This window comes from Geodermatophilus obscurus DSM 43160 (genome assembly GCF_000025345.1).
Lineage (GTDB): Bacteria > Actinomycetota > Actinomycetes > Mycobacteriales > Geodermatophilaceae > Geodermatophilus > Geodermatophilus obscurus.
This window is the reverse complement of the sequence record NC_013757.1, coordinates 2,128,456-2,146,560: the sequence shown is the minus strand read 5'-3', so window position 1 is coordinate 2,146,560 and position 18,105 is coordinate 2,128,456. Positions and strand designations below refer to the sequence as shown.

Genomic DNA, 18,105 nt, shown 5'->3' with positions numbered 1-18,105 from the left:
GGCCTGGCCGAAGCCGGGCACGGCTGCTGACCCGGGCCGCGGCCGGCGGGGGGCGGTGTCGCGCACCTCCCCCGCCGGCCCGGTGACCGGTGCGGCCCCGGCAGGCTCAGCCGGTCGTCCTTCAGACGCCTGCCGGAGCGGCCTCCGCGGGCTGGTCGACGGAGAAGTCGAGGGCGCCGTCCCGCACCCCGACCGTGACCCTCCGGCCCGACCCCAGCCGGCCGTCGAGCAGCAGCCGCGACAGCGGGTTGTCGACCTCCCGCTGGATGGCCCGGCGCAGCGGCCGGGCGCCGAACTGCGGCTCGAAACCATGCTCGGCGATCCAGGTGACCGCCTCGTCGGTGACGGTCACCTCGATGTCCTGGGCCGCCAGCCGCCGGCGCGTCTCGTCGAGCAGCAGCCGGGTGATCTGCGCCAGCTGCTCGGTCTCCAGTTGCTGGAACACCACGATCTCGTCGACGCGGTTGAGGAACTCCGGGCGGAACTGCTCGCGCAGCCGCCGCAGCAACCGCTCGCGCAGCCCGTCGTCCGAGGCCGCCGCGTTCCCGGCGCCGAACCCGAGCGGGGTGTTGCGGCCCTGGATCAGCTCCGAGCCCAGGTTGCTGGTCATGATCAGCACGGTGTTCTTGAAGTCGACCGTGCGGCCCTGCGAGTCGGTGAGCCGGCCGTCGTCGAGCACCTGCAGCAGGGTGTTGAAGACGTCGGGGTGCGCCTTCTCGATCTCGTCCAGCAGCACCACCGAGTAGGGCCGCCGGCGCACCGCCTCGGTGAGCTGGCCGGCGTCCTCGTACCCGACGTACCCGGGCGGGGAGCCCACGAGGCGGCTGACGGTGTGCCGCTCCTGGAACTCGCTCATGTCCAGCCGGATCATCCGGTCCTCGTCGCCGAACAGCGCCTCGGCCAGCGCCCGCGCCAGCTCGGTCTTGCCGACGCCGGTGGGCCCGAGGAACAGGAAGCTGCCGATCGGCCGGTCGGGGTCGCCCAGGCCGACCCGCGAGCGGCGCACCGCCTCGGCGACCACGCGGACGGCGTCGTCCTGGCCGACGACCCGCTGGTGCAGGTGGTCCTCGAGCCCGAGCAGCCGCTGCACCTCCTCCTGCGTGAGCTGGCTGACCGGGATGCCGGTGCTGCGCGAGACCACCTCGGCGATGTCCTCGACGCCGACCTCCGGGACGCCGGGCTGCCCGCCGCCCGACCGCGCCTGCTCCAGGCGCGCCTGCGCCTCGGCCAGCTGGTCGCGCAGCTCGGAGGCCCGCTCGTACTGCTCGGCGGCGACGGCCTGGTCCTTCTCCCGCTGCAGCCGCTCGACCTCCTGCTCGAGGCCGCGCAGGTCGGTCGGCGGCGTCTTCACCCGCCGCCGCACGCGAGCGCCGGCCTGGTCGATGAGGTCGATCGCCTTGTCGGGCAGGTGCCGGTCGGTCACGTAGCGGTCGGACAGCTCCACCGCGGCCCGGATCGCGTCGTCGGTGAAGCGCACCCCGTGGTGGGCCTCGTACCGGTCCCGCAGGCCGCAGAGGATTTGCACGGTGTCCTCGACGCCGGGCTCCGGCACCAGGATCGGCTGGAACCGGCGCTCCAGCGCCGCGTCCTTCTCGATGTTGCGGCGATACTCGTCGAGCGTGGTCGCGCCGATGATGTGCAGCTCGCCGCGGGCCAGGGCCGGCTTGAGCATGTTGCCCGCGCCGCCGGAGCCCTCGGAGGCGCCGGCCCCGACGACGGTGTGCAGCTCGTCGATGAAGACGATGACCTCGTCGGAGTGCTCGCGGATCTCGTCCATGACCTTCTTGAGCCGCTCCTCGAAGTCGCCGCGGTAGCGGGTCCCGGCCACCAGGCCGGTCAGGTCGAGCTCGACGAGCCGCCGGCCGCGGAGGGTCTCCGGCACGTCGCCCTCGACGATCTGCGCGGCGATGCCCTCGACGATCGCGGTCTTGCCGACGCCGGCCTCGCCGATGAGCACCGGGTTGTTCTTCCGCCGCCGGGAGAGCACCTCGACGGTCTGCTCGATCTCCAGCTCACGGCCGATCACCGGGTCGATCCGGCCGTCGCGGGCCAGCTGGGTCAGGTCGCGGCCGAACTCGTCGAGGGTCGGCGTGTTCGACGGACCGGCCTGGCCGGGGCCGCCGGAGCGTCCACCCGCGCCGGGCTGCGGACCGCCGGTGGCCGCCTGCTGGAGGGCCTCCGGGGTGACGCCCTGCTCGCGCAGCGCCCGCCCGCCCGGGGAGTCGGGGTTGACGGCCAGGGCGAACAGCAGGTGCTCGGGCCCGATGTAGGTCGAGCCCAGGGCGCGGGAGACGCGGTGGGCGTCGAGGAGGGCGCGCTTGGCGGCCGGGGTGAGGGACGGCGGCTCGTCCCGGGGCTCGCCACGCACCAGCTGCTCCTCGAGGGAGGAGCGCAGCCGGTCGGGGTCGGTGCCCGAGCGGGCCAGGAACTGGCGGGTGCTCTCGTCGCCCGTCATCGCCCAGAGCAGGTGCTCGGTGCCCAGGTCGGCGCTGCCGCCGGCCACCGCCTGGTGCGCCGCGGCGTTGACCAGTTCCCGCGCCTGCTGGCTGAGGAACTGGGTGATGTCGATCCGCTGCCGCTGCGGCTGCTGTCCCCCTCTGGTGAAGCGGGCGAAGAAGTCGTCGAAGGGGCTCCCGTAGGGGCCCGGGTAGAAGGGGCTGGTCATGCTCACGTCCAAGGGAGTCGGATCGGCCGGTGGGCTCTCGGAGTCGTCCGCGGAAGGCTCCCGCTGAGGGGTCCCCTACCCGGATGCGCACACCGACACCGGCGGCGGCCCGTCGGCCGCTCGTGTCCCGTACAGCGCGGGACGTCGGCCTGCGCTTCCGCCCGGTGATCTGCTCTGGGCGAACCGGGAGGGGGCGTCCGCGCGGCTAGCATCGGCCCGTGCCGGTCTCCCCCGCCGTCGTCTCGCGGCTCGCCCTGGCCAACGCCGTCGCCAACGGCGCCATCGTCGTCACCGGCGGCGCCGTCCGGCTCACCGGCTCGGGCCTGGGCTGCCCGACCTGGCCGCGGTGCACGAGCGAGAGCTTCGTCGCCACGCCCGAGCTCGCCGGCCACGGCGTCATCGAGTTCGGCAACCGGCTGCTCACCTTCGTGCTCGCCGCGGTCGCCATCGCCACCGTCGTGGCGGTGTGGCGGTCCGAGCGCCGCGACCTGCGCCCGCTCGCCGTCCTGACCTTCCTCGGCATCCCCGCGCAGGCGCTGCTCGGCGGGGTCACCGTGCTCACCGGCCTGAACCCGTGGACGGTCGCGGCGCACTTCCTCGTCTCGATCGTGCTGATCGCGCTCGCCACCGTGCTGTGGCTGCGCTCCCGCGAGCCCGGGGTGGGCCGGCCGCTGCTGCGCCGTCCGCTGGCACTGCTGGTGACCGGCGCCGCCGCCGTCACCGCCGTCGTCCTGGTGCTCGGCACGCTGGTGACCGGCAGCGGGCCGCACAGCGGCGACGTCGACGCCGACGACGTCCCGACCGGCGACCGGATGGGCTTCGACGTCGAGCTGGTCAGCCAGCTGCACGCCGACGCGGTGTTCCTGCTGGTCGGGCTGACCGTCGCGCTGCTCGTGTCGCTGTACGCCACCGACGCCCCCGGCCGCGTGAAGCGGGCGGCGCGCGACCTGCTCGTGGTCCAGCTGGCGCAGGGCGTCGTCGGCTACGTGCAGTACTTCACCGACCTGCCGGTCGCGCTGGTGCTGCTGCACATGCTCGGCGCGGTGCTGGTGACGGCGTTCACCGCGCGCCTGGTCTGGTCGGTCCGCGGGCCGGCGTCCGAGCTGCCGCTGCACTCTCCGCTGGTCCCGGCCTCCGCCGCGCGCTGACGCCGGTCCCGGCCGCCGTGTCGCTCGACCCGGCCCTCCGCGTGCAGCCAGCTGCTCCTCCGGTCGATCGGTCCGACCGGCGGGGCCGGCCGGGTCAGCGGTGCCGGCAGCCGGGCAGGTCCCCGACCCGCCAGACCTCGCCGTCGTAGGTGACCACGTAGGCGTTCCCGTCGACGAGCTCCATCGACGAGCTCCGGGACGCCGGCCTCCGGGGGTGGGACCGCCGCCGCCGACGCTGACGCCGGCGCGGTGAGCGCGCCGAGCAGCGTGGCCAGCAGGACCAGTGGCGCCCGTCGACGATCCGGCATGGCGACCTCCCCGGCAGCGTCCAGCGGGCGCCGCACAGGCTAGGGAGGGCCCGTCACCGCGGCGTCACCGCCGGCCCCGTCTCGGGCCCCGGCCTGAGCTTGCGAAGGGTGGGGAGGACGGGGTCCTTCGTCAGACCAGGACGTCGACGATGATCGCGACCGAGAGCAGCGCCATGTACGAGATCGAGACGTGGAACAGCTGCATCGGCTTGGTCTCCGCACCCGAGCGGATGCGCCGCAGCAGCCGGTGCGCCTCGACGACGAACCAGAGCCCCAGCGCGGCCGCGGCGCCGGTGTAGACCCAGCCGATCCCGTAGCCGTCGGCCACCGGCCACAGCAGCAGCGAGACCGCGACGGTCAGCCAGGACCAGACGACGGTCTGCCGGCCGACCGACAGGGGGCTGGCCACCACCGGCAGCATCGGCACGTCGGCCCGCGCGTAGTCGGCACGGAAGCGCATCGCCAGCGCCCAGAAGTGCGGCAGCTGCCAGCAGAAGACGACGCCGAAGAAGACCACCGCGGGCCAGGCCAGCGTCCCGGTGACCGCGGCCCAGCCGATGAGCACCGGCGCCGCCCCGGGCACCCCGCCGAACAGCGTCGAGTGCCGGGTGTGCCGCTTGAGCACCATCGTGTAGACCACGGCGTAGTAGGCGATCGCGCCCAGGGCCAGGACGGCGGCCAGCGGTGTCGTCGTGACGTACAGCAGCGCGACCGACAGCACCGTGAGCACCAGGCCGAACACCAGCGCCGCGCGCGGCGTGATCTCGCCCGTGGCCAGCGGCCGGCGCTCGGTCCGGTGCATGAGCCGGTCGATGTCGCGGTCGTACCAGCAGTTGAAGACGTTGGCCGCGGCGGCGGCGAGGGTGCCGCCGGCCATGGTGGCCAGCAGCAGCTCCCAGGAGGGCAGCCCGCCGACGGCGAGCATCATCGCCGGCAGGGTCGTGATGAGCAGCAGCTCGATGATCCGCGGCTTGGTCAGCGCGACGTAGGCGCGGATCGTGGCCGGAAGGCGCCGGCCCTGGACGGCCGGGCGTTCGGAGAGGGTCGTCACCGGGCGGCCACCGACGGGGTGTCGGCGCGCGGCCAGGGCACCACCGGGCACAGCTCCACCAGGTACGGAGACAGCACGGGGTCCCTTTCGACCGGGGACGGGAGAACGGACCAACTGTAGCCCGCGGCCACCCCTGCCCCCGGTGGGCATGACCAGGGTCTCCTCCCCGGGCAGACCACTAGGGTCGGACACGTTGGTGCTGCGCACGCAGCGGGTAGGGCCGACGTCGACGACGACGGTACGTCGTGGTCCGGGGCACCGGGCCGGGACGGACGCGAGGCCGGTCGCTGGGGCCAGGCACCGCCGTCCGCCCGGGTCGACAGGTCGCCGCAGAGCGCCCGGGCGGGTCCCGCACGGCCGACCCGAGGGAGCACGACAGACCGATGACCACCGACGACGCGACGAGGAGCACCGAGGCCGAGGCCCCGGCCGAGGCCGCCACCGACGCACCGACCGGCGACCCGCGCCAGCCGCACCCGACCCTGCCCGACGGCTTCGGGGAGCTCGACCGCCGCGCCATCGACACCGCGCGGGTGCTGGCGATGGACGCCGTCCAGAAGGTGGGGAACGGCCACCCGGGGACGGCGATGAGCATGGCCCCGACCGCCTACCTGTTGTTCCACAAGTGGCTGCGGCACGACCCCAGCGACCCGAACTGGACCGCCCGGGACCGGTTCGTCCTGTCCATGGGCCACTCGAGCCTGACCCTCTACGTCCAGCTCTACCTCTCCGGCTACGGCCTGGAGCTGGCGGACCTGCAGGCGCTGCGCACCTGGGGCTCGAAGACCCCGGGCCACCCCGAGGTCAACCACACCCCGGGCGTGGAGACGACGACCGGGCCGCTGGGCCAGGGCGTCGGCAACGCCGTCGGGATGGCGATGGCCGCCCGCCGCGAGCGGGGCATGCTCGACCCCGACGCCCCCGAGGGCGAGAGCCTGTTCGACCACACCGTCTGGTGCTTCGCCTCCGACGGCGACATGGAGGAGGGTGTCAGCGGCGAGGCGTCGTCGCTGGCCGGCACCCAGCAGCTGGGCAACCTGGTGCTCGTCTACGACGACAACCGGATCTCCATCGAGGACGACACGAACGTCGCGTTCACCGAGGACGTCGGCAAGCGGTACGAGGCCTACGGCTGGCACGTGCAGCACGTCGACGACGGCGAGGACCTCGCCGCGGTCGACCGGGCCTTCGCCGCGGCCAAGGCCGAGACCGGCCGGCCCTCGCTCGTCGTGCTGCGCACGATCATCGCCTGGCCGGCACCGAACAAGCAGAACACCGGCGCCTCGCACGGCTCCGCGCTCGGCGAGGACGAGGTGCGGGCCACCAAGGAGATCCTCGGCTTCGACCCCGAGCAGACCTTCCCGGTGGACGACGAGGTGCTGGCGCACGCCCGCTCCGTCGTCGAGAAGGGCCGCGAGGAGCGCGCCGCGTGGGACGAGCGGTTCGCGGCCTGGCAGCGCGAGAACGCCGACGCCGCCGCGCTGCTCGAGCGGATGCGCACCCGCACGCTGCCCGAGGGCTTCGGCAGGGACCTCCCGGGCTGGGACGCCGATCCCAAGGGCGTGGCCACCCGCAAGGCCTCCGGGGAGGTGCTCGCGGCGCTCTACCCGGTGCTGCCCGAGCTGTGGGGCGGGTCGGCCGACCTGGCGGAGAGCAACAACACCGCGGTCAAGGGCGAACCGTCGTTCCTGCCCGCCGACCGCCAGACGAAGATGTGGTCGGGCGGGCCGTACGGACGCACGCTGCACTTCGGCGTCCGGGAGCACGGGATGGGCGCGATCATGAACGGGATCGCCCTGCACGGCGGCACCCGCGTCTACGGCGGCACCTTCCTCACCTTCTCCGACTACATGCGCGGCGCGGTGCGGCTGGCCGCGCTCATGCAGCTGCCGGTCACCTACGTCTGGACGCACGACTCCATCGGCCTGGGCGAGGACGGCCCGACGCACCAGCCGATCGAGCACTTCGCGGCGCTGCGGGCGATCCCGGGGCTGGACGTCGTCCGCCCGGCCGACGCCAACGAGGTGGCCGTCGCCTGGCGGACGGTCCTGGAGAACAACGACCGCCCGGCCGGCCTGCTGCTGTCCCGGCAGAACCTGCCGGTCTACGACCGGTCGGAGTTCGGCTCCGCAGAGGGCGTGGCCCGCGGGGCGTACGTGCTGGCCGAGGCCTCCAACGGCACCCCCGAGGTGATCCTGCTCGGCACCGGCTCCGAGGTGCAGATCGCCGTCGCCGCCCGGGAGCGCCTGGAGGCCGACGGCGTGCCGACCCGGGTGGTCTCGGTCCCCTGCGTCGAGTGGTTCGCCGACCAGGACCAGGCCTACAAGGACGAGGTGCTGCCGCCCACCGTCCGCGCCCGGGTCAGCGTCGAGGCCGGCGTGCCCATGGGGTGGCGCGAGTTCGTCGGCGACGCCGGCCGGATCGTCGGCCTCACCCACTACGGGGCGAGCGCCGCCTACTCCGTCCTCTACGAGCAGTTCGGTCTCACCGACGAGGCCGTGGTGGCCGCCGCCCGCGAGAGCATCGAGGCGGCTCGGTCGGGCCACGCCGTGCCGGCCGGACCCGTCGCCGCCACCGGCGGCCTGCCGCACCCCACCGGCGACCAGTAAGGACCCTCGAAGGACCCCGCTGTCCCCACCACTCGCAAGCTCGCGGCGGGCCCCTACAGCGGGGCCACTCCCGGGCCGGACACGAAAGGCACGAGAAATGGCACAGAACGAGAAGCTGGCCGAGCTGTCGTCGGCCGGGGTCGCCGTCTGGCTCGACGACCTCTCCCGCGACCGCATCCGCAGCGGGAACCTGCAGTCGCTGGTCGACGAGTACAGCGTCGTCGGCGTCACCACCAACCCGACCATCTTCGCCGCGGCGATCAGCGGGTCGGAGTCCTACGACGACCAGCTGCACGCCCTCGCGGTGCGGTCGGTCAGCGTCGAGGAGGCGCTGCGCACCATCACCGCCGCCGACGTCCGCGACGCCTGCGACCTGCTCGCGCCGGTGGCGGAGCGGCAGCCCGGCGACGGCCGGGTGTCGCTGGAGGTCGCCCCCGGCCTGGCCCACGACACCGACGCGACGGCCGCCGAGGCCGCGCACCTGTGGTGGCTGGTCGACCGGAAGAACCTCTACATCAAGATCCCGGCCACCGAGGCCGGCCTGCCGGCGATCACGACGTCCATCTCCCGCGGCATCAGTGTGAACGTCACCCTCATCTTCAGCCTCGAGCGGTACCGGGCGGTCATGGACGCCTACCTGTCCGGGCTGGAGCAGCGGCTGGCCGAGGACGCCGACGCGGACCTGTCGGGCATCGCCTCGGTGGCGTCGTTCTTCGTGTCCCGCGTGGACACCGAGATCGACAAGCGGCTGGAGAAGGCGGGCGCCGACCACCTCAAGGGCAAGGCGGCGCTGGCCAACGCCCAGCTGGCCTACCAGGCCTACGAGGAGGTCTTCTCCTCCGACCGCTGGAAGGCGCTGGAGGCAAAGGGCGCCCGGCCGCAGCGGCCGCTGTGGGCGTCGACGGGCGTGAAGAACCCCGAGTACCCCGACACCCTCTACGTCAGCGAGCTCGTCGCCCCCGGCACGGTCAACACCATGCCGGAGAAGACGATGAAGGCCTACGCCGACCACGGCGAGCCCGGCACCCCGGTCCAGCAGACCTACGAGGACGCCGCCTCGGTCCTGAAGGCCGTGGCCGAGGCCGGCGTCGACCTCGACGACGTCTTCCGGGTGATCGAGGACGAGGGCGTGCAGAAGTTCGTCGACTCGTGGGACGAGCTGACCGAGTCGGTGCGCAGCGAGCTCCAGGACAAGAAGTGACCCCACCCGACGGTGCACGCCCGACGAGCGCCGGCGGGGAGGCCGCGTGACCTTCGCGTTCGGCTGCACCGGGCTCGACGTCCCCGAGCCGGTGCGGACCCAGCTGGCCGGCGACGACGTCGCCGCCCGGCTGGTGGCCGAGGACCCCACCCTGTGGGGGCCGGAGGCCGAGCGCGAGGCCTCGGTCCGGCTGGGCTGGCTGGACCTGCCGGCGACCTCGCGGCCGTTGGTCGCCCGGCTGGCCGAGCTGCGCGCCGAGCTGCAGTTCGAGGGCCTGGACCGGGTCGTGCTCTGCGGGGTGGGCGGCTCGTCGCTGGCCCCGGAGGTGGTCTGCCGGACGGCGGGCGTGCCGCTCGTCGTCCTGGACACCACCGACCCGCACCAGGTCGCCGCCGCCATGACCGACCTGGACCGCACCGTCGTCGTGCTCAGCGCCGAGTCCGGCGGCACGGTGGAGACCGACAGCCAGCGGCGCGCGTTCATCCAGGCGTTCGCCGACGCGGGCCTCGACGAGAAGCAGATCGGCGCCCGGTTCGTCGTCGTCACCGACCCGGGCTCGCCGCTGGCGGAGACCGGCGCGGCGATGGGCGCCCGCGAGGTGTTCCTCGCCGACCCGCACGTCGGCGGCCGCTACAGCGCGCTGTCGGCGTTCGGCCTGGTCCCGGCGGCGCTGGCCGGAGCCGACGTCGGTGCACTGCTCGAGGAGGCCGCCGAGCTCGCCGAGCACCTGGCCGAGCCCGGCAACGCCGCGCTCGAGCTGGGCGTGGCCATGAGCGCGGGCTTCCGCACCGGTCGCGACAAGGTCACCCTCGCCGACGGCGGCTCCCCGATCACCGGCTTCGGCGACTGGGCCGAGCAGCTGGTCGCCGGGTCCACCGGTAAGGACGGCCGCGGGCTGCTGCCGGTCGTCGTCGAGTCGCCCGACGCCCCCGGCGCCACCGCCCCCGACGCGCTGCTGGTCGTCGTCGGCGGCGACCCGGTCGAGCCGGGCCCCTCCGTCGGCGTGACCGGCCCGCTCGGCGCACAGTTCCTCGGCTGGGAGTACGCCACCGCCGTGGCCGGGCGGGTGCTCGGCACCAACCCGTTCGACCAGCCGGACGTGGTCGAGACGGAGGAGAACACCCGGCGGCTGCTGGACGCCGGCCCGCCCGTCGAGCCGCCGATGGCGACGATCGGCGCGGTCGAGCTGCGCGCGCCGGGCGGGCTGCTCGAGGGGGTGGACCTCCCCCAGCACGACGGGGTGACCCTGGCCCTGCAGGCGCTGCTGGCCGCAGTCCCGCCGCGGGGCTACCTCGCGGTGATGGCGTACCTGGACCGGTGGGCCGATGCCCGCGCCGGCGAGCTGCGGGCCGCGCTGGCCCGGCACACCGGGCACGCCGTCACCTTCGGGTGGGCCCCGCGCTCCCTGCACGCCACCGGCCAGTACCACAAGGGCGGCCCGCGGACCGGCGCGTTCCTGCAGCTCACCGGGGCCGTCGCCGCGGACCTCCCGGTGCCCGACCAGCCCTACGGCTTCGCGACGCTGCAGGCCGCCCAGGCCGCGGGTGACCGGCAGGCCCTGGTCGTGCGGCAGCGGCCGCTGCTGCACCTGCACCTGACCGACCGGGCCGCGGGCACCGGCCAGCTGCTCGACGCGCTCGGCTGAGCAGCCTCGGGGAGGATCAGACTCCACGAGCGCACCCGCACGACCCGCCGCCCGGTGCACCGCCGCGCCGGACGGCGGACACCCCTCCGACCTCGAGGACGGACCATGATCTCCAACCCGCTGCGCGATCCGCGGGACCGGCGGCTGCCCCGCGTACCCGAGCCCTGCGCCCTGGTCGTCTTCGGCATCACCGGGGACCTGGCCCGCAAGAAGCTGCTGCCGGCCGTCTACGACCTGGCCAACCGCGGGCTGCTGCCCACCAACTTCGCCCTCCTGGGCTTCGCCCGCCGCGACTGGGGCGACGAGGACTTCGCCGAGCTGGCGCGCGACGCCGCCCGCAAGGCCGCCCGCACCCCGTGGCGCGAGGAGGTCTGGGAGCGGCTGGCCGCCAGCGTCCGGTTCGTGCAGGGCTCCTTCGACGACGACAACGCCTTCGACCAGCTGGCCGCCACCCTCGGCGAGCTCGAGGGCAGCCACGGCATCGGCGGCAACGCCGCGTTCTACCTCTCCATCCCGCCGACGATGTTCCCGGTCGTGCTCAAGCAGATGCAACGCACCGGCATGGCCGACAGCACCCCCGGACGGTGGCGCCGGGTCGTGGTGGAGAAGCCGTTCGGCACCGACCTGGCCTCCAGCCGGGAGCTGAACGAACTCGTCGACTCCGTGTTCACCGCCGAGGACGTCTTCCGCATCGACCACTACCTGGGCAAGGAGACCGTCCAGAACCTGATGGCGCTGCGGTTCGCCAACGAGCTGTTCGAGCCGGTCTGGAACGGCCACCACGTCGACTCGGTGCAGATCACCATGGCCGAGGACGTCGGGATCGGCGGGCGGGCGCAGTTCTACGAGCAGACCGGCGCCGCCCGCGACGTGCTGCAGAACCACCTGCTGCAGCTGCTGGCGCTCACCGCGATGGAGGAGCCGGTCGAGTTCTCCGCCGAGGAGATCCGCACCGAGAAGCTCAAGGTGCTGCGCGCGATCTCGCTGCCGGAGGACCTCGCCACCTCTGCCGTCCGCGGCCAGTACGAGCAGGGCTGGCTGGCCGGCCAGCGGGCCACCGGCTACCGGCAGGAGGAGGGCGTCGACGCGCACTCCACCACCGAGACCTACGCCGCCGTCCGGCTGGGCGTGGAGACCCGCCGCTGGGCCGGCGTGCCGTTCTACCTGCGCACCGGCAAGCGGCTGCCACGGCGGGTCACCGAGATCGCGCTGGTGTTCAAGCGCGCGCCGCACCTGCCCTTCGCCGACACCGACACCGAGGAGCTGGGCAACAACCAGCTGGTCATCCGCGTGCAGCCTGACGAGGGGATGACCCTGAAGTTCGGGTCGAAGGTGCCCGGCAGCGTGATGGAGGTCCGCGACGTCGCGATGGACTTCCTCTACGGCGAGCAGTTCACCGAGGCCAGCCCCGAGGCCTACGAGCGGCTGCTGCTCGACGTCCTGCTCGGCGACGCCACGCTCTTCCCGCGCAACGCCGAGGTCGAGGCCTCCTGGGCGGTGATCGACCCGCTCGAGGAGTTCTGGGAGGGCACGACGCCGCAGGCCTACCGGGCCGGCGAGTGGGGGCCGCGGGCGGCCGACGAGATGCTGGCCGCCGAGGGCCGCCGGTGGCGGCGTCCGTGAGGCGCGAACCCGCTACAGCCGCCCGACGGGAGGGAACCCGATGACGACCCTGTGGGACACCACCGGCTCCGCCGTGGTCAAGGAGCTCGCCGCGCAGCGCCGCACCGGCGGCGCGGTGCTCTCCGGCGTCGCGCTGACCCTGGTGGTCGTGGCCGACGAGAACCGGGTGGCCGAGGCCGAGGAGGCCGCGACGGCCGCCGCCGAGCAGCACCCCTGCCGGCTGCTGATCGTCGTCCGCCGGCAGATCGAGGCGCCGTCGCCGCGGCTGGACGCCGAGGTGCTGATCGGCGGGCGGCTGGGCCCCGGCGAGGCCGTGGTCATGCGCATGTACGGCCGGCTGGCGCTGCACGCCGAGTCGGTGGTGCTGCCGCTGCTGGCCGCCGACGCCCCCGTGGTGACCTGGTGGCACGGCACGCCGCCGGAGCAGCTGTCCACCGACGCGCTGGCGGTGATCGCCGACCGGCGGATCACCGACAGCTCGCTGGCCCAGGACCAGCTGGCCGCGCTGCGCGCCCGTGCCGAGGACTACGCGCCGGGTGACACCGACCTGGCCTGGACCCGCAGCACCCCGTGGCGCGCCACGCTGACCTCGACGGTGGACTCGGTGTCCGGGCGCCGCGGCGACGCCGTCCAGGTGCTGGGCGGCCGGGTCGAGGGGGATCCGGGGAACGCCACCGCGCTGCTGCTGGCCGGCTGGCTGAGCGCGCGCTGCGGGCGCGAGATCCCGGTGGTGTCCGGCGAGCGGCGGGCCGGGCCCAGCGGGGTCTCGGCAGTGGTGCTGGAGCTGGACCAGGACGAGCAGGTCCGGGTGGCGGCCGACCGGCGCGGCGGGGCGGTCATCCACCAGCCCTACCGGCCGGAGGCGACGGTTGCCCTGCCCGACCGGCAGCTCGGCGACCTGGTCGGCGAGGAGCTGCGTCGCCTCGACCCCGACGAGCCCTTCGCGGAAGCGCTGGAGAGCACCACCGGCGTGCCGGACCTGGCATACCGCTCCGCCGTGCGCGAGTACGTGTGGTTCGACCCGGCCGAGGAGAACGCCGGCAGCGGCGGGGAGACGCTCCCTGCCGTCCCGCCGGACTCGGAGGGCACGGACGAGGTCGCCCAGCAGGGCGTGGACGACGCCGACCAGGGCGCCCGCGACGCCGGGCAGGCCGTTCCGTGACGCTGCCCCCCGGGGACCGCGTCCCCGCCCGGACGGCCGCGGCGGGCTCCCCCACGCCGGACGTCGTCGTCGAGCCCGATGCCGACCGGCTGGCCCGCGCCGTCGCCGCGGCGCTGGTCGCCCGGCTGGCCGCCGCGCAGGCCGTGCACGGGACGGCGTCGGTCGTCCTCACCGGCGGGGGCATCGGCACCGCCGTCCTCGAGCGGGTGGCCGACCTGGTGCGCGAGCCGGCGCGCGAGCGGGTGGACTGGACCGCGGTCGACGTCTGGTGGGGCGACGAGCGCTGGGTGCCCGCCGACGACGGCGACCGCAACGAGCGGGGCGCCCGGCAGGCGCTGCTGGACCCGGCCGGGGTCCCGGCGGAGCGCGTCCACGCCGTGCCGGCCTCGGACGCCGGCTTCGCCGAGCCCGAGGACGCCGCCGCCTGGTACGCCGACCAACTGGCCGCCGCGGCGCCGGGGGGGCAGCCGCTCCCCCGCATCGACCTGCTGCTGCTCGGCATGGGCCCCGAGGGGCACGTGGCGTCGGTCTTCCCCGGGACGCCTGCGGTCTCCGACGAGCGCGCCGTGTTCGCGGTGCGCGACTGCCCCAAGCCGCCGCCGACCCGGATCAGCCTCGGCTTCTCCGCGATCAACGCGGCCGAGGAGGTGTGGCTGCTGGTCTCCGGCGCGGCTAAGGCACCGGCCGTGGCGCGGGCGCTGACCGGTGGCGCGACACCCGAGGAGCTGCCCGCGGCCGGGGTGCACGGGCGCCGGGCGACCCGCTGGCTGCTGGACGCCGAGGCAGCCGGGGAGCTCGCCGGTCAGGGCTGACCGGGGACGGCGGACCCTGGTGGGCGAGGTGCCGGAGGTGCACACTGCGGGCCGCGACCGGTAGCCGCCCGGCCGCCGTCCCACCGCCGTGGAGACCGTAATGACGCTCCCCGCCCCGCCCACCAGCCGCACGCTCCGCCGGGCGCCGGTCGACCTCCCCGTCGCACCCCTCGCGCACCGGGGCTGCTACTGGAACTGAGAGCGGGCGACCTGGGTGCCGTGGACGGCCGTGCCCCAGCCGCGACCGCCACAGGAGTGAGGCTCGGCCCCTCTGCAGGGGCCCGCCGCGAGCCTGCGAGCGGTGGGGGGCAGAGGGGTCCTTTCAGGCGCCGCGGCGGGCCCGCAGCTTGGCCAGAGCCTCCTCGAGGAGGGCGTCGCCGTCGGCGTCGCTGCGCCGTTCGCGGACGTAGGCCAGGTGGGTCTTGTAGGGCTCGGTGCGCGGCGCGGGCGGCGGGGCCGCCTGGTCCTGGCCGGCGGGCAGACCGCAGCGCGGGCAGTCCCACAGCTCGGGTACCTCGGCGTCCGAGGCGAAGGACACCTGCGTCTCGTGCCCCTGGGCGCACCAGAACGGCACCCGCCGGCGGGGAGCGGTCTCGCCGCGCTCGGCCTCCCCCATCGGCCCGGCGCCCACCCGCGTGCCCCGGATCGCGTTACCACCAGACACGAGTGCCCCCTGTGCGTCTCAGCCGTGTGCAGCGACCGGTGGTCGCCGGGGCAGTCTATGGGCTGGATCATGCCGTGCGGAGGACTTTGGTCCCGGTGACCTCGGCGTTCACCGGACCACGAGGCGAGCGTGGTGACGCGCTGGAACCGCACCGGCCAGAGGCTCGCCGCGGCCCCGTCCCGGGCACCGCCCTGAGCTTGCGGAGGGTGGGGAGGACGGGCCCTTCCACGGTGAGGAGGGCGGGGTCCTCCTTCAGACCTTGAGCAGGATGCCCAGGCCGACGATGCAGACCGTCCAGATCAGCCCGATGAACACGGTGAGCCGGTTGAGGTTCTTCTCGACGACCGAGGAGCCGGACAGCTGCGAGGAGACCGCGCCGCCGAACATCGAGGACAGGCCCCCGCCCTTGCCGCGGTGCAGCAGGATCAGCACCACGAGGAGCACGCTGGTGAGCACCAGCAGCACGTTGAGGACCAGCTCGACCATGCCTCGAGGGTAACCGACCGCCGGCGTCCCCCCGGTCAGCGGACGCCGGCGGTCGCCAGGTCGTAGCTCGTATACGGGCCCATCACCACGCCGTTGCGCAGCCGCTGGCCGGCCAGCAGCTGCACCCGCGACTCGGCCAGCGGCACGTACGCGCCGGTCGCGGTGGCCGCGGTCGCCACCTCGCGCCAGGCCGCGCGGGCCGCCTCGGGGTCGCCGGCGGCCGCGCGGGCGGCGTCGATGAGCCCGTCGATGCCGGGGTCCCGCAGGCGGGCGAAGTTGGTGTTGCCGACGGTGCTGACTGACCGGCCGTCGACCAGCGGCACGAGGAACGAGCCGGGGGTCGGGAAGTCGGCGGTCCAGGTGGCCAGCACGATGCCGATCCCGTTGTCGCGGACCCGGTCGGGGTTGCCGACCTCGGTCGCGTAGAAGCTCGGTGCGTCCAGCGCCCGTACCTCGGCCTCGATGCCGATGCCGGAGAGTTGCCCGGCCACCTCCTCGGCCACGGCCACGCCGGTCGGGGCGTCCGGGACGGCGAGCACGGTGCCGAAGCCCTCCGGCCGGCCGCAGGCGGCCAGGGACTCCTCGGCGGTGGCGGGGTCGGCGGTCGGGTCGGGCTCCTCCGGCCCGCCGTCCACGCCGCGCGGCCACAGCTGGGAGGTGCGCACGGCCTCCGCGGGCCCGCCGAGCACCTCCTGCACCGCCGCGCGGTCCACGACCGCGGCCACCGCGGCCCGGCAGGCCGGGTCGTCGAACGGCGCGACGTCCGTCGGCAGCGCGAGCAGCCGGACGACGTTGTTGGTCACCTCGTCGATCCGGTCGACCAGCCGGACCTCGCCGCCGGTGTCCTCGCCCAGCCGGGCGGTGGTCGGCGCCTGGATGCCGGCGCCGGAGATGTCGACGTCAGCGGACCCGGCCAGCAGCGCCTGGTCGCGCTGCACACCGGTCAGCCCGGTGCGCACGACGACCCGGTCGGGCAGCGCGGTGCGGACGTCATCGGTGGCCGGGTCCCACTGCGGGTTGCGCTCGAGCACGATGCCCGTCACGTCGTCCCGCGTGGCGACCAGGTAGGGGCCGGAGGAGACCGGGTCGAGGCCGTAGTCGGCGCCGGTGTCGTGGTCCGCCGGGACCGGGCTGCTCGAGGGCAGCGCCATGACGTACGGGAAGTCCGGCTGGGGCGCGCGCAGCCGGAAGGTGATGGTGCGGTCGTCGGGCGTCTCGACCGAGGCCAGGCCCAGCCGGCCGGGCGTCTCGTCCTGGTACGGGCCGGCGTAGGGGTTGCCCGGGTCGTCGAGCAGCTCGACCACACGGGTCGGGCCGCCGACGACCACGTCCGAGGCGAACGAGCGCTCGATGCCGTACTTGACGTCGCGCGAGGTGATCGGCTGGCCGGTCTCGAACCGCACCCCCTCGCGGAGGGTGAAGGTCCAGGTGGCCCCGCCGTCGGGCGTGGTCCCCAGGTCGGTCGCGAGGTCGGGCACCAGCTCGGCGGTGCGGCCGGGCTCGGAGGAGTAGCTGACCAGGGTGCGGGTGTAGAGCCGCATGAGGTTCCACACTCCGGGGAGGTAGGAGCGTTGCGGGTCGAGGTTGTCGACCTCGCCGGTCACCACCCGCAGCGTGCCCCCGGAGGCCTCGGACGGCGCCCGGACCCCGGTGACCCCGGCGTCCGGACCGCCGCCGAAGACGGGGAGGGTGGCGCGGTCCTCGCCGGCCTTGGCGCAGCTGACCGCCACCCCGACGACCAGCAGGACGACGGCGGCGATGCCGGCCACCCGGCCGCGGGTGCCCCGCGCCCAGGCAGGGCCCCGCTCCAGCGTGCTGTCCACTCCACCCGCTCCCCGCCCGTCCGGCGGCGGCGGTCAGCCGACGTCGGCGGCTGTCCGACAGATCTGCGCGAACTCGTCGGCGTCCAGGCTGGCGCCACCGACGAGTGCACCGTCGACGTCCGGCCCGGCCAGGATCCCGGCCGTGTTGGCGGCCTTCACCGACCCGCCGTAGAGGATACGGACGACCCCGGCGGTCTCGGCGCCGAAACGCTCGGCGAGCCGTGACCGCAGGGCACCGCACACCTCCTGAGCGTCCTCGGGTGTGGCCACCTCGCCGGTGCCGATCGCCCACACCGGCTCATAGGCGATCACGACCCCTCCGCCGGACCCGGAACCCCCGCCGCCCCCGGCCTCCGTGCCCGCGCCGGAACCGGTGAGCTGCTCGGCGGTCAGCCCCTCCAGGGCCGCGTCCAGCTGGGCGGTGCAGTGCGCGACGTGCTCGCCGGCCCGGCGGACCTCCAACCCCTCCCCCACGCACAGGATCGGGACCAGGCCGTGCCGCAGCGCCGCCTGCACCTTGCCGGCCACCACGGCGTCGTCCTCACCGTGCAGCGCGCGCCGCTCGGAGTGGCCGACGACCACGTACCGGCAGGCCAGCGCGGCGAGCATCGCGCCGCTGACCTCGCCGGTGTAGGCGCCGGAGTCCTGCACGGAGAGGTCCTGCGCGCCGTAGCCGATCTCCAGCTTGTCGCCGTTGACGAGCGTCTGCACGCTCCGCAGCGCGGTGAACGGCGGGAGGACGACGACCTCGGCGGCCTCCAGCTCGGTCTCCTTGAGGCTGAAGGCGAGTTTCTGCACCATCCCGATGGCCTCGAGGTGGGTGAGGTTCATCTTCCAGTTGCCGGCGAGGAGCGGCCGGCGCCCCTCGCGGCGGACCGGGGTGCCCCTGCGTGCCATGTCCGTCCTCC

13 protein-coding genes are annotated in these 18,105 nt (G+C 74.7%); 7 read left to right on the top strand and 6 right to left on the bottom strand.

Features of this window, described 5'->3' with window-relative positions:
• Nucleotides 1-121 precede the first annotated feature (121 nt).
• The gene (locus tag GOBS_RS10080) at nucleotides 122-2,665 is read right to left on the bottom strand and encodes an ATP-dependent Clp protease ATP-binding subunit (RefSeq protein WP_012948186.1); all 2,544 of its coding nucleotides are present in this window, start codon (nucleotides 2,663-2,665) and stop codon (nucleotides 122-124) included.
• A 218-nt stretch (nucleotides 2,666-2,883) separates the two neighbouring features.
• On the opposite strand from GOBS_RS10080, the gene GOBS_RS10075 reads away from it, so the two are divergent.
• Nucleotides 2,884-3,813 carry a COX15/CtaA family protein gene (locus tag GOBS_RS10075; RefSeq protein ID WP_012948185.1) on the top strand — a complete coding sequence of 310 codons (930 nt, stop codon included), beginning with the start codon at nucleotides 2,884-2,886 and terminating at the stop codon, nucleotides 3,811-3,813.
• Between the two features lie 438 nt (nucleotides 3,814-4,251).
• Here the strand turns inward: GOBS_RS10075 and GOBS_RS10070 are convergent, their stop codons facing one another.
• A complete protein-coding gene (locus GOBS_RS10070) occupies nucleotides 4,252-5,172 on the bottom strand; it encodes a heme o synthase (protein WP_012948184.1) in 921 nt (306 codons plus the stop codon).
• A 383-nt stretch (nucleotides 5,173-5,555) separates the two neighbouring features.
• Here GOBS_RS10070 and tkt point away from each other — a divergent pair, with 383 nt between their 5' ends.
• The 6 genes from tkt (at nucleotide 5,556) to pgl (ending at nucleotide 14,224) form a co-directional block, all read left to right on the top strand.
• Entirely contained in the window at nucleotides 5,556-7,781 is a 2,226-nt protein-coding gene (tkt, locus tag GOBS_RS10065; protein ID WP_012948182.1) for a transketolase, read from the top strand.
• A 97-nt stretch (nucleotides 7,782-7,878) separates the two neighbouring features.
• Entirely contained in the window at nucleotides 7,879-8,982 is a 1,104-nt protein-coding gene (gene tal, locus GOBS_RS10060; RefSeq protein ID WP_012948181.1) for a transaldolase, read from the top strand.
• A 46-nt stretch (nucleotides 8,983-9,028) separates the two neighbouring features.
• Entirely contained in the window at nucleotides 9,029-10,627 is a 1,599-nt protein-coding gene (locus tag GOBS_RS10055) for a hypothetical protein (RefSeq protein WP_012948180.1), read from the top strand.
• A gap of 105 nt (nucleotides 10,628-10,732) precedes the next feature.
• A complete protein-coding gene (zwf, locus tag GOBS_RS10050; RefSeq protein WP_012948179.1) occupies nucleotides 10,733-12,250 on the top strand; it encodes a glucose-6-phosphate dehydrogenase in 1,518 nt (505 codons plus the stop codon).
• Nucleotides 12,251-12,290: 40 nt separating this feature from the next.
• On the top strand, nucleotides 12,291-13,412 hold the full coding sequence (locus tag GOBS_RS10045) for a glucose-6-phosphate dehydrogenase assembly protein OpcA (protein ID WP_012948178.1): 1,122 nt from the start codon (nucleotides 12,291-12,293) through the stop codon (nucleotides 13,410-13,412).
• The gene (pgl, locus tag GOBS_RS10040) at nucleotides 13,409-14,224 is read left to right on the top strand and encodes a 6-phosphogluconolactonase (RefSeq protein WP_012948177.1); all 816 of its coding nucleotides are present in this window, start codon (nucleotides 13,409-13,411) and stop codon (nucleotides 14,222-14,224) included. The genes GOBS_RS10045 and pgl overlap by 4 nt, the downstream gene beginning before the upstream one ends.
• 322 nt (nucleotides 14,225-14,546) lie before the next feature.
• Here the strand turns inward: pgl and GOBS_RS10035 are convergent, their stop codons facing one another.
• From GOBS_RS10035 to tpiA, 4 genes are all read right to left on the bottom strand, one after another.
• Nucleotides 14,547-14,888 carry an RNA polymerase-binding protein RbpA gene (locus tag GOBS_RS10035; protein ID WP_012948175.1) on the bottom strand — a complete coding sequence of 114 codons (342 nt, stop codon included), beginning with the start codon at nucleotides 14,886-14,888 and terminating at the stop codon, nucleotides 14,547-14,549.
• Between the two features lie 252 nt (nucleotides 14,889-15,140).
• Complete coding sequence (gene secG, locus GOBS_RS10030; protein ID WP_012948174.1) at nucleotides 15,141-15,374, bottom strand: preprotein translocase subunit SecG; 234 nt, start codon at nucleotides 15,372-15,374, stop codon at nucleotides 15,141-15,143.
• Between the two features lie 35 nt (nucleotides 15,375-15,409).
• On the bottom strand, nucleotides 15,410-17,197 hold the full coding sequence (locus tag GOBS_RS10025) for an ABC transporter substrate-binding protein (protein ID WP_012948173.1): 1,788 nt from the start codon (nucleotides 17,195-17,197) through the stop codon (nucleotides 15,410-15,412).
• Nucleotides 17,198-17,230: 33 nt separating this feature from the next.
• Nucleotides 17,231-18,094: a triose-phosphate isomerase gene (gene tpiA, locus GOBS_RS10020; RefSeq protein ID WP_012948172.1), complete on the bottom strand. Its 864-nt coding sequence runs from the start codon at nucleotides 18,092-18,094 to the stop codon at nucleotides 17,231-17,233.
• Nucleotides 18,095-18,105 lie beyond the last annotated feature (11 nt).

Coding starts and splice junctions, on each gene's coding strand:
- GOBS_RS10080 (WP_012948186.1), bottom strand. CDS start 2,665: ATGACCAGCCCCTTCTACCCGGGCCCCTACGGGAGCCCCTTCGACGAC.
- tkt (WP_012948182.1), top strand. CDS start 5,556: ATGACCACCGACGACGCGACGAGGAGCACCGAGGCCGAGGCCCCGGCC.
- tal (WP_012948181.1), top strand. CDS start 7,879: ATGGCACAGAACGAGAAGCTGGCCGAGCTGTCGTCGGCCGGGGTCGCC.
- zwf (WP_012948179.1), top strand. CDS start 10,733: ATGATCTCCAACCCGCTGCGCGATCCGCGGGACCGGCGGCTGCCCCGC.
- GOBS_RS10045 (WP_012948178.1), top strand. CDS start 12,291: ATGACGACCCTGTGGGACACCACCGGCTCCGCCGTGGTCAAGGAGCTC.
- secG (WP_012948174.1), bottom strand. CDS start 15,374: ATGGTCGAGCTGGTCCTCAACGTGCTGCTGGTGCTCACCAGCGTGCTC.
- tpiA (WP_012948172.1), bottom strand. CDS start 18,094: ATGGCACGCAGGGGCACCCCGGTCCGCCGCGAGGGGCGCCGGCCGCTC.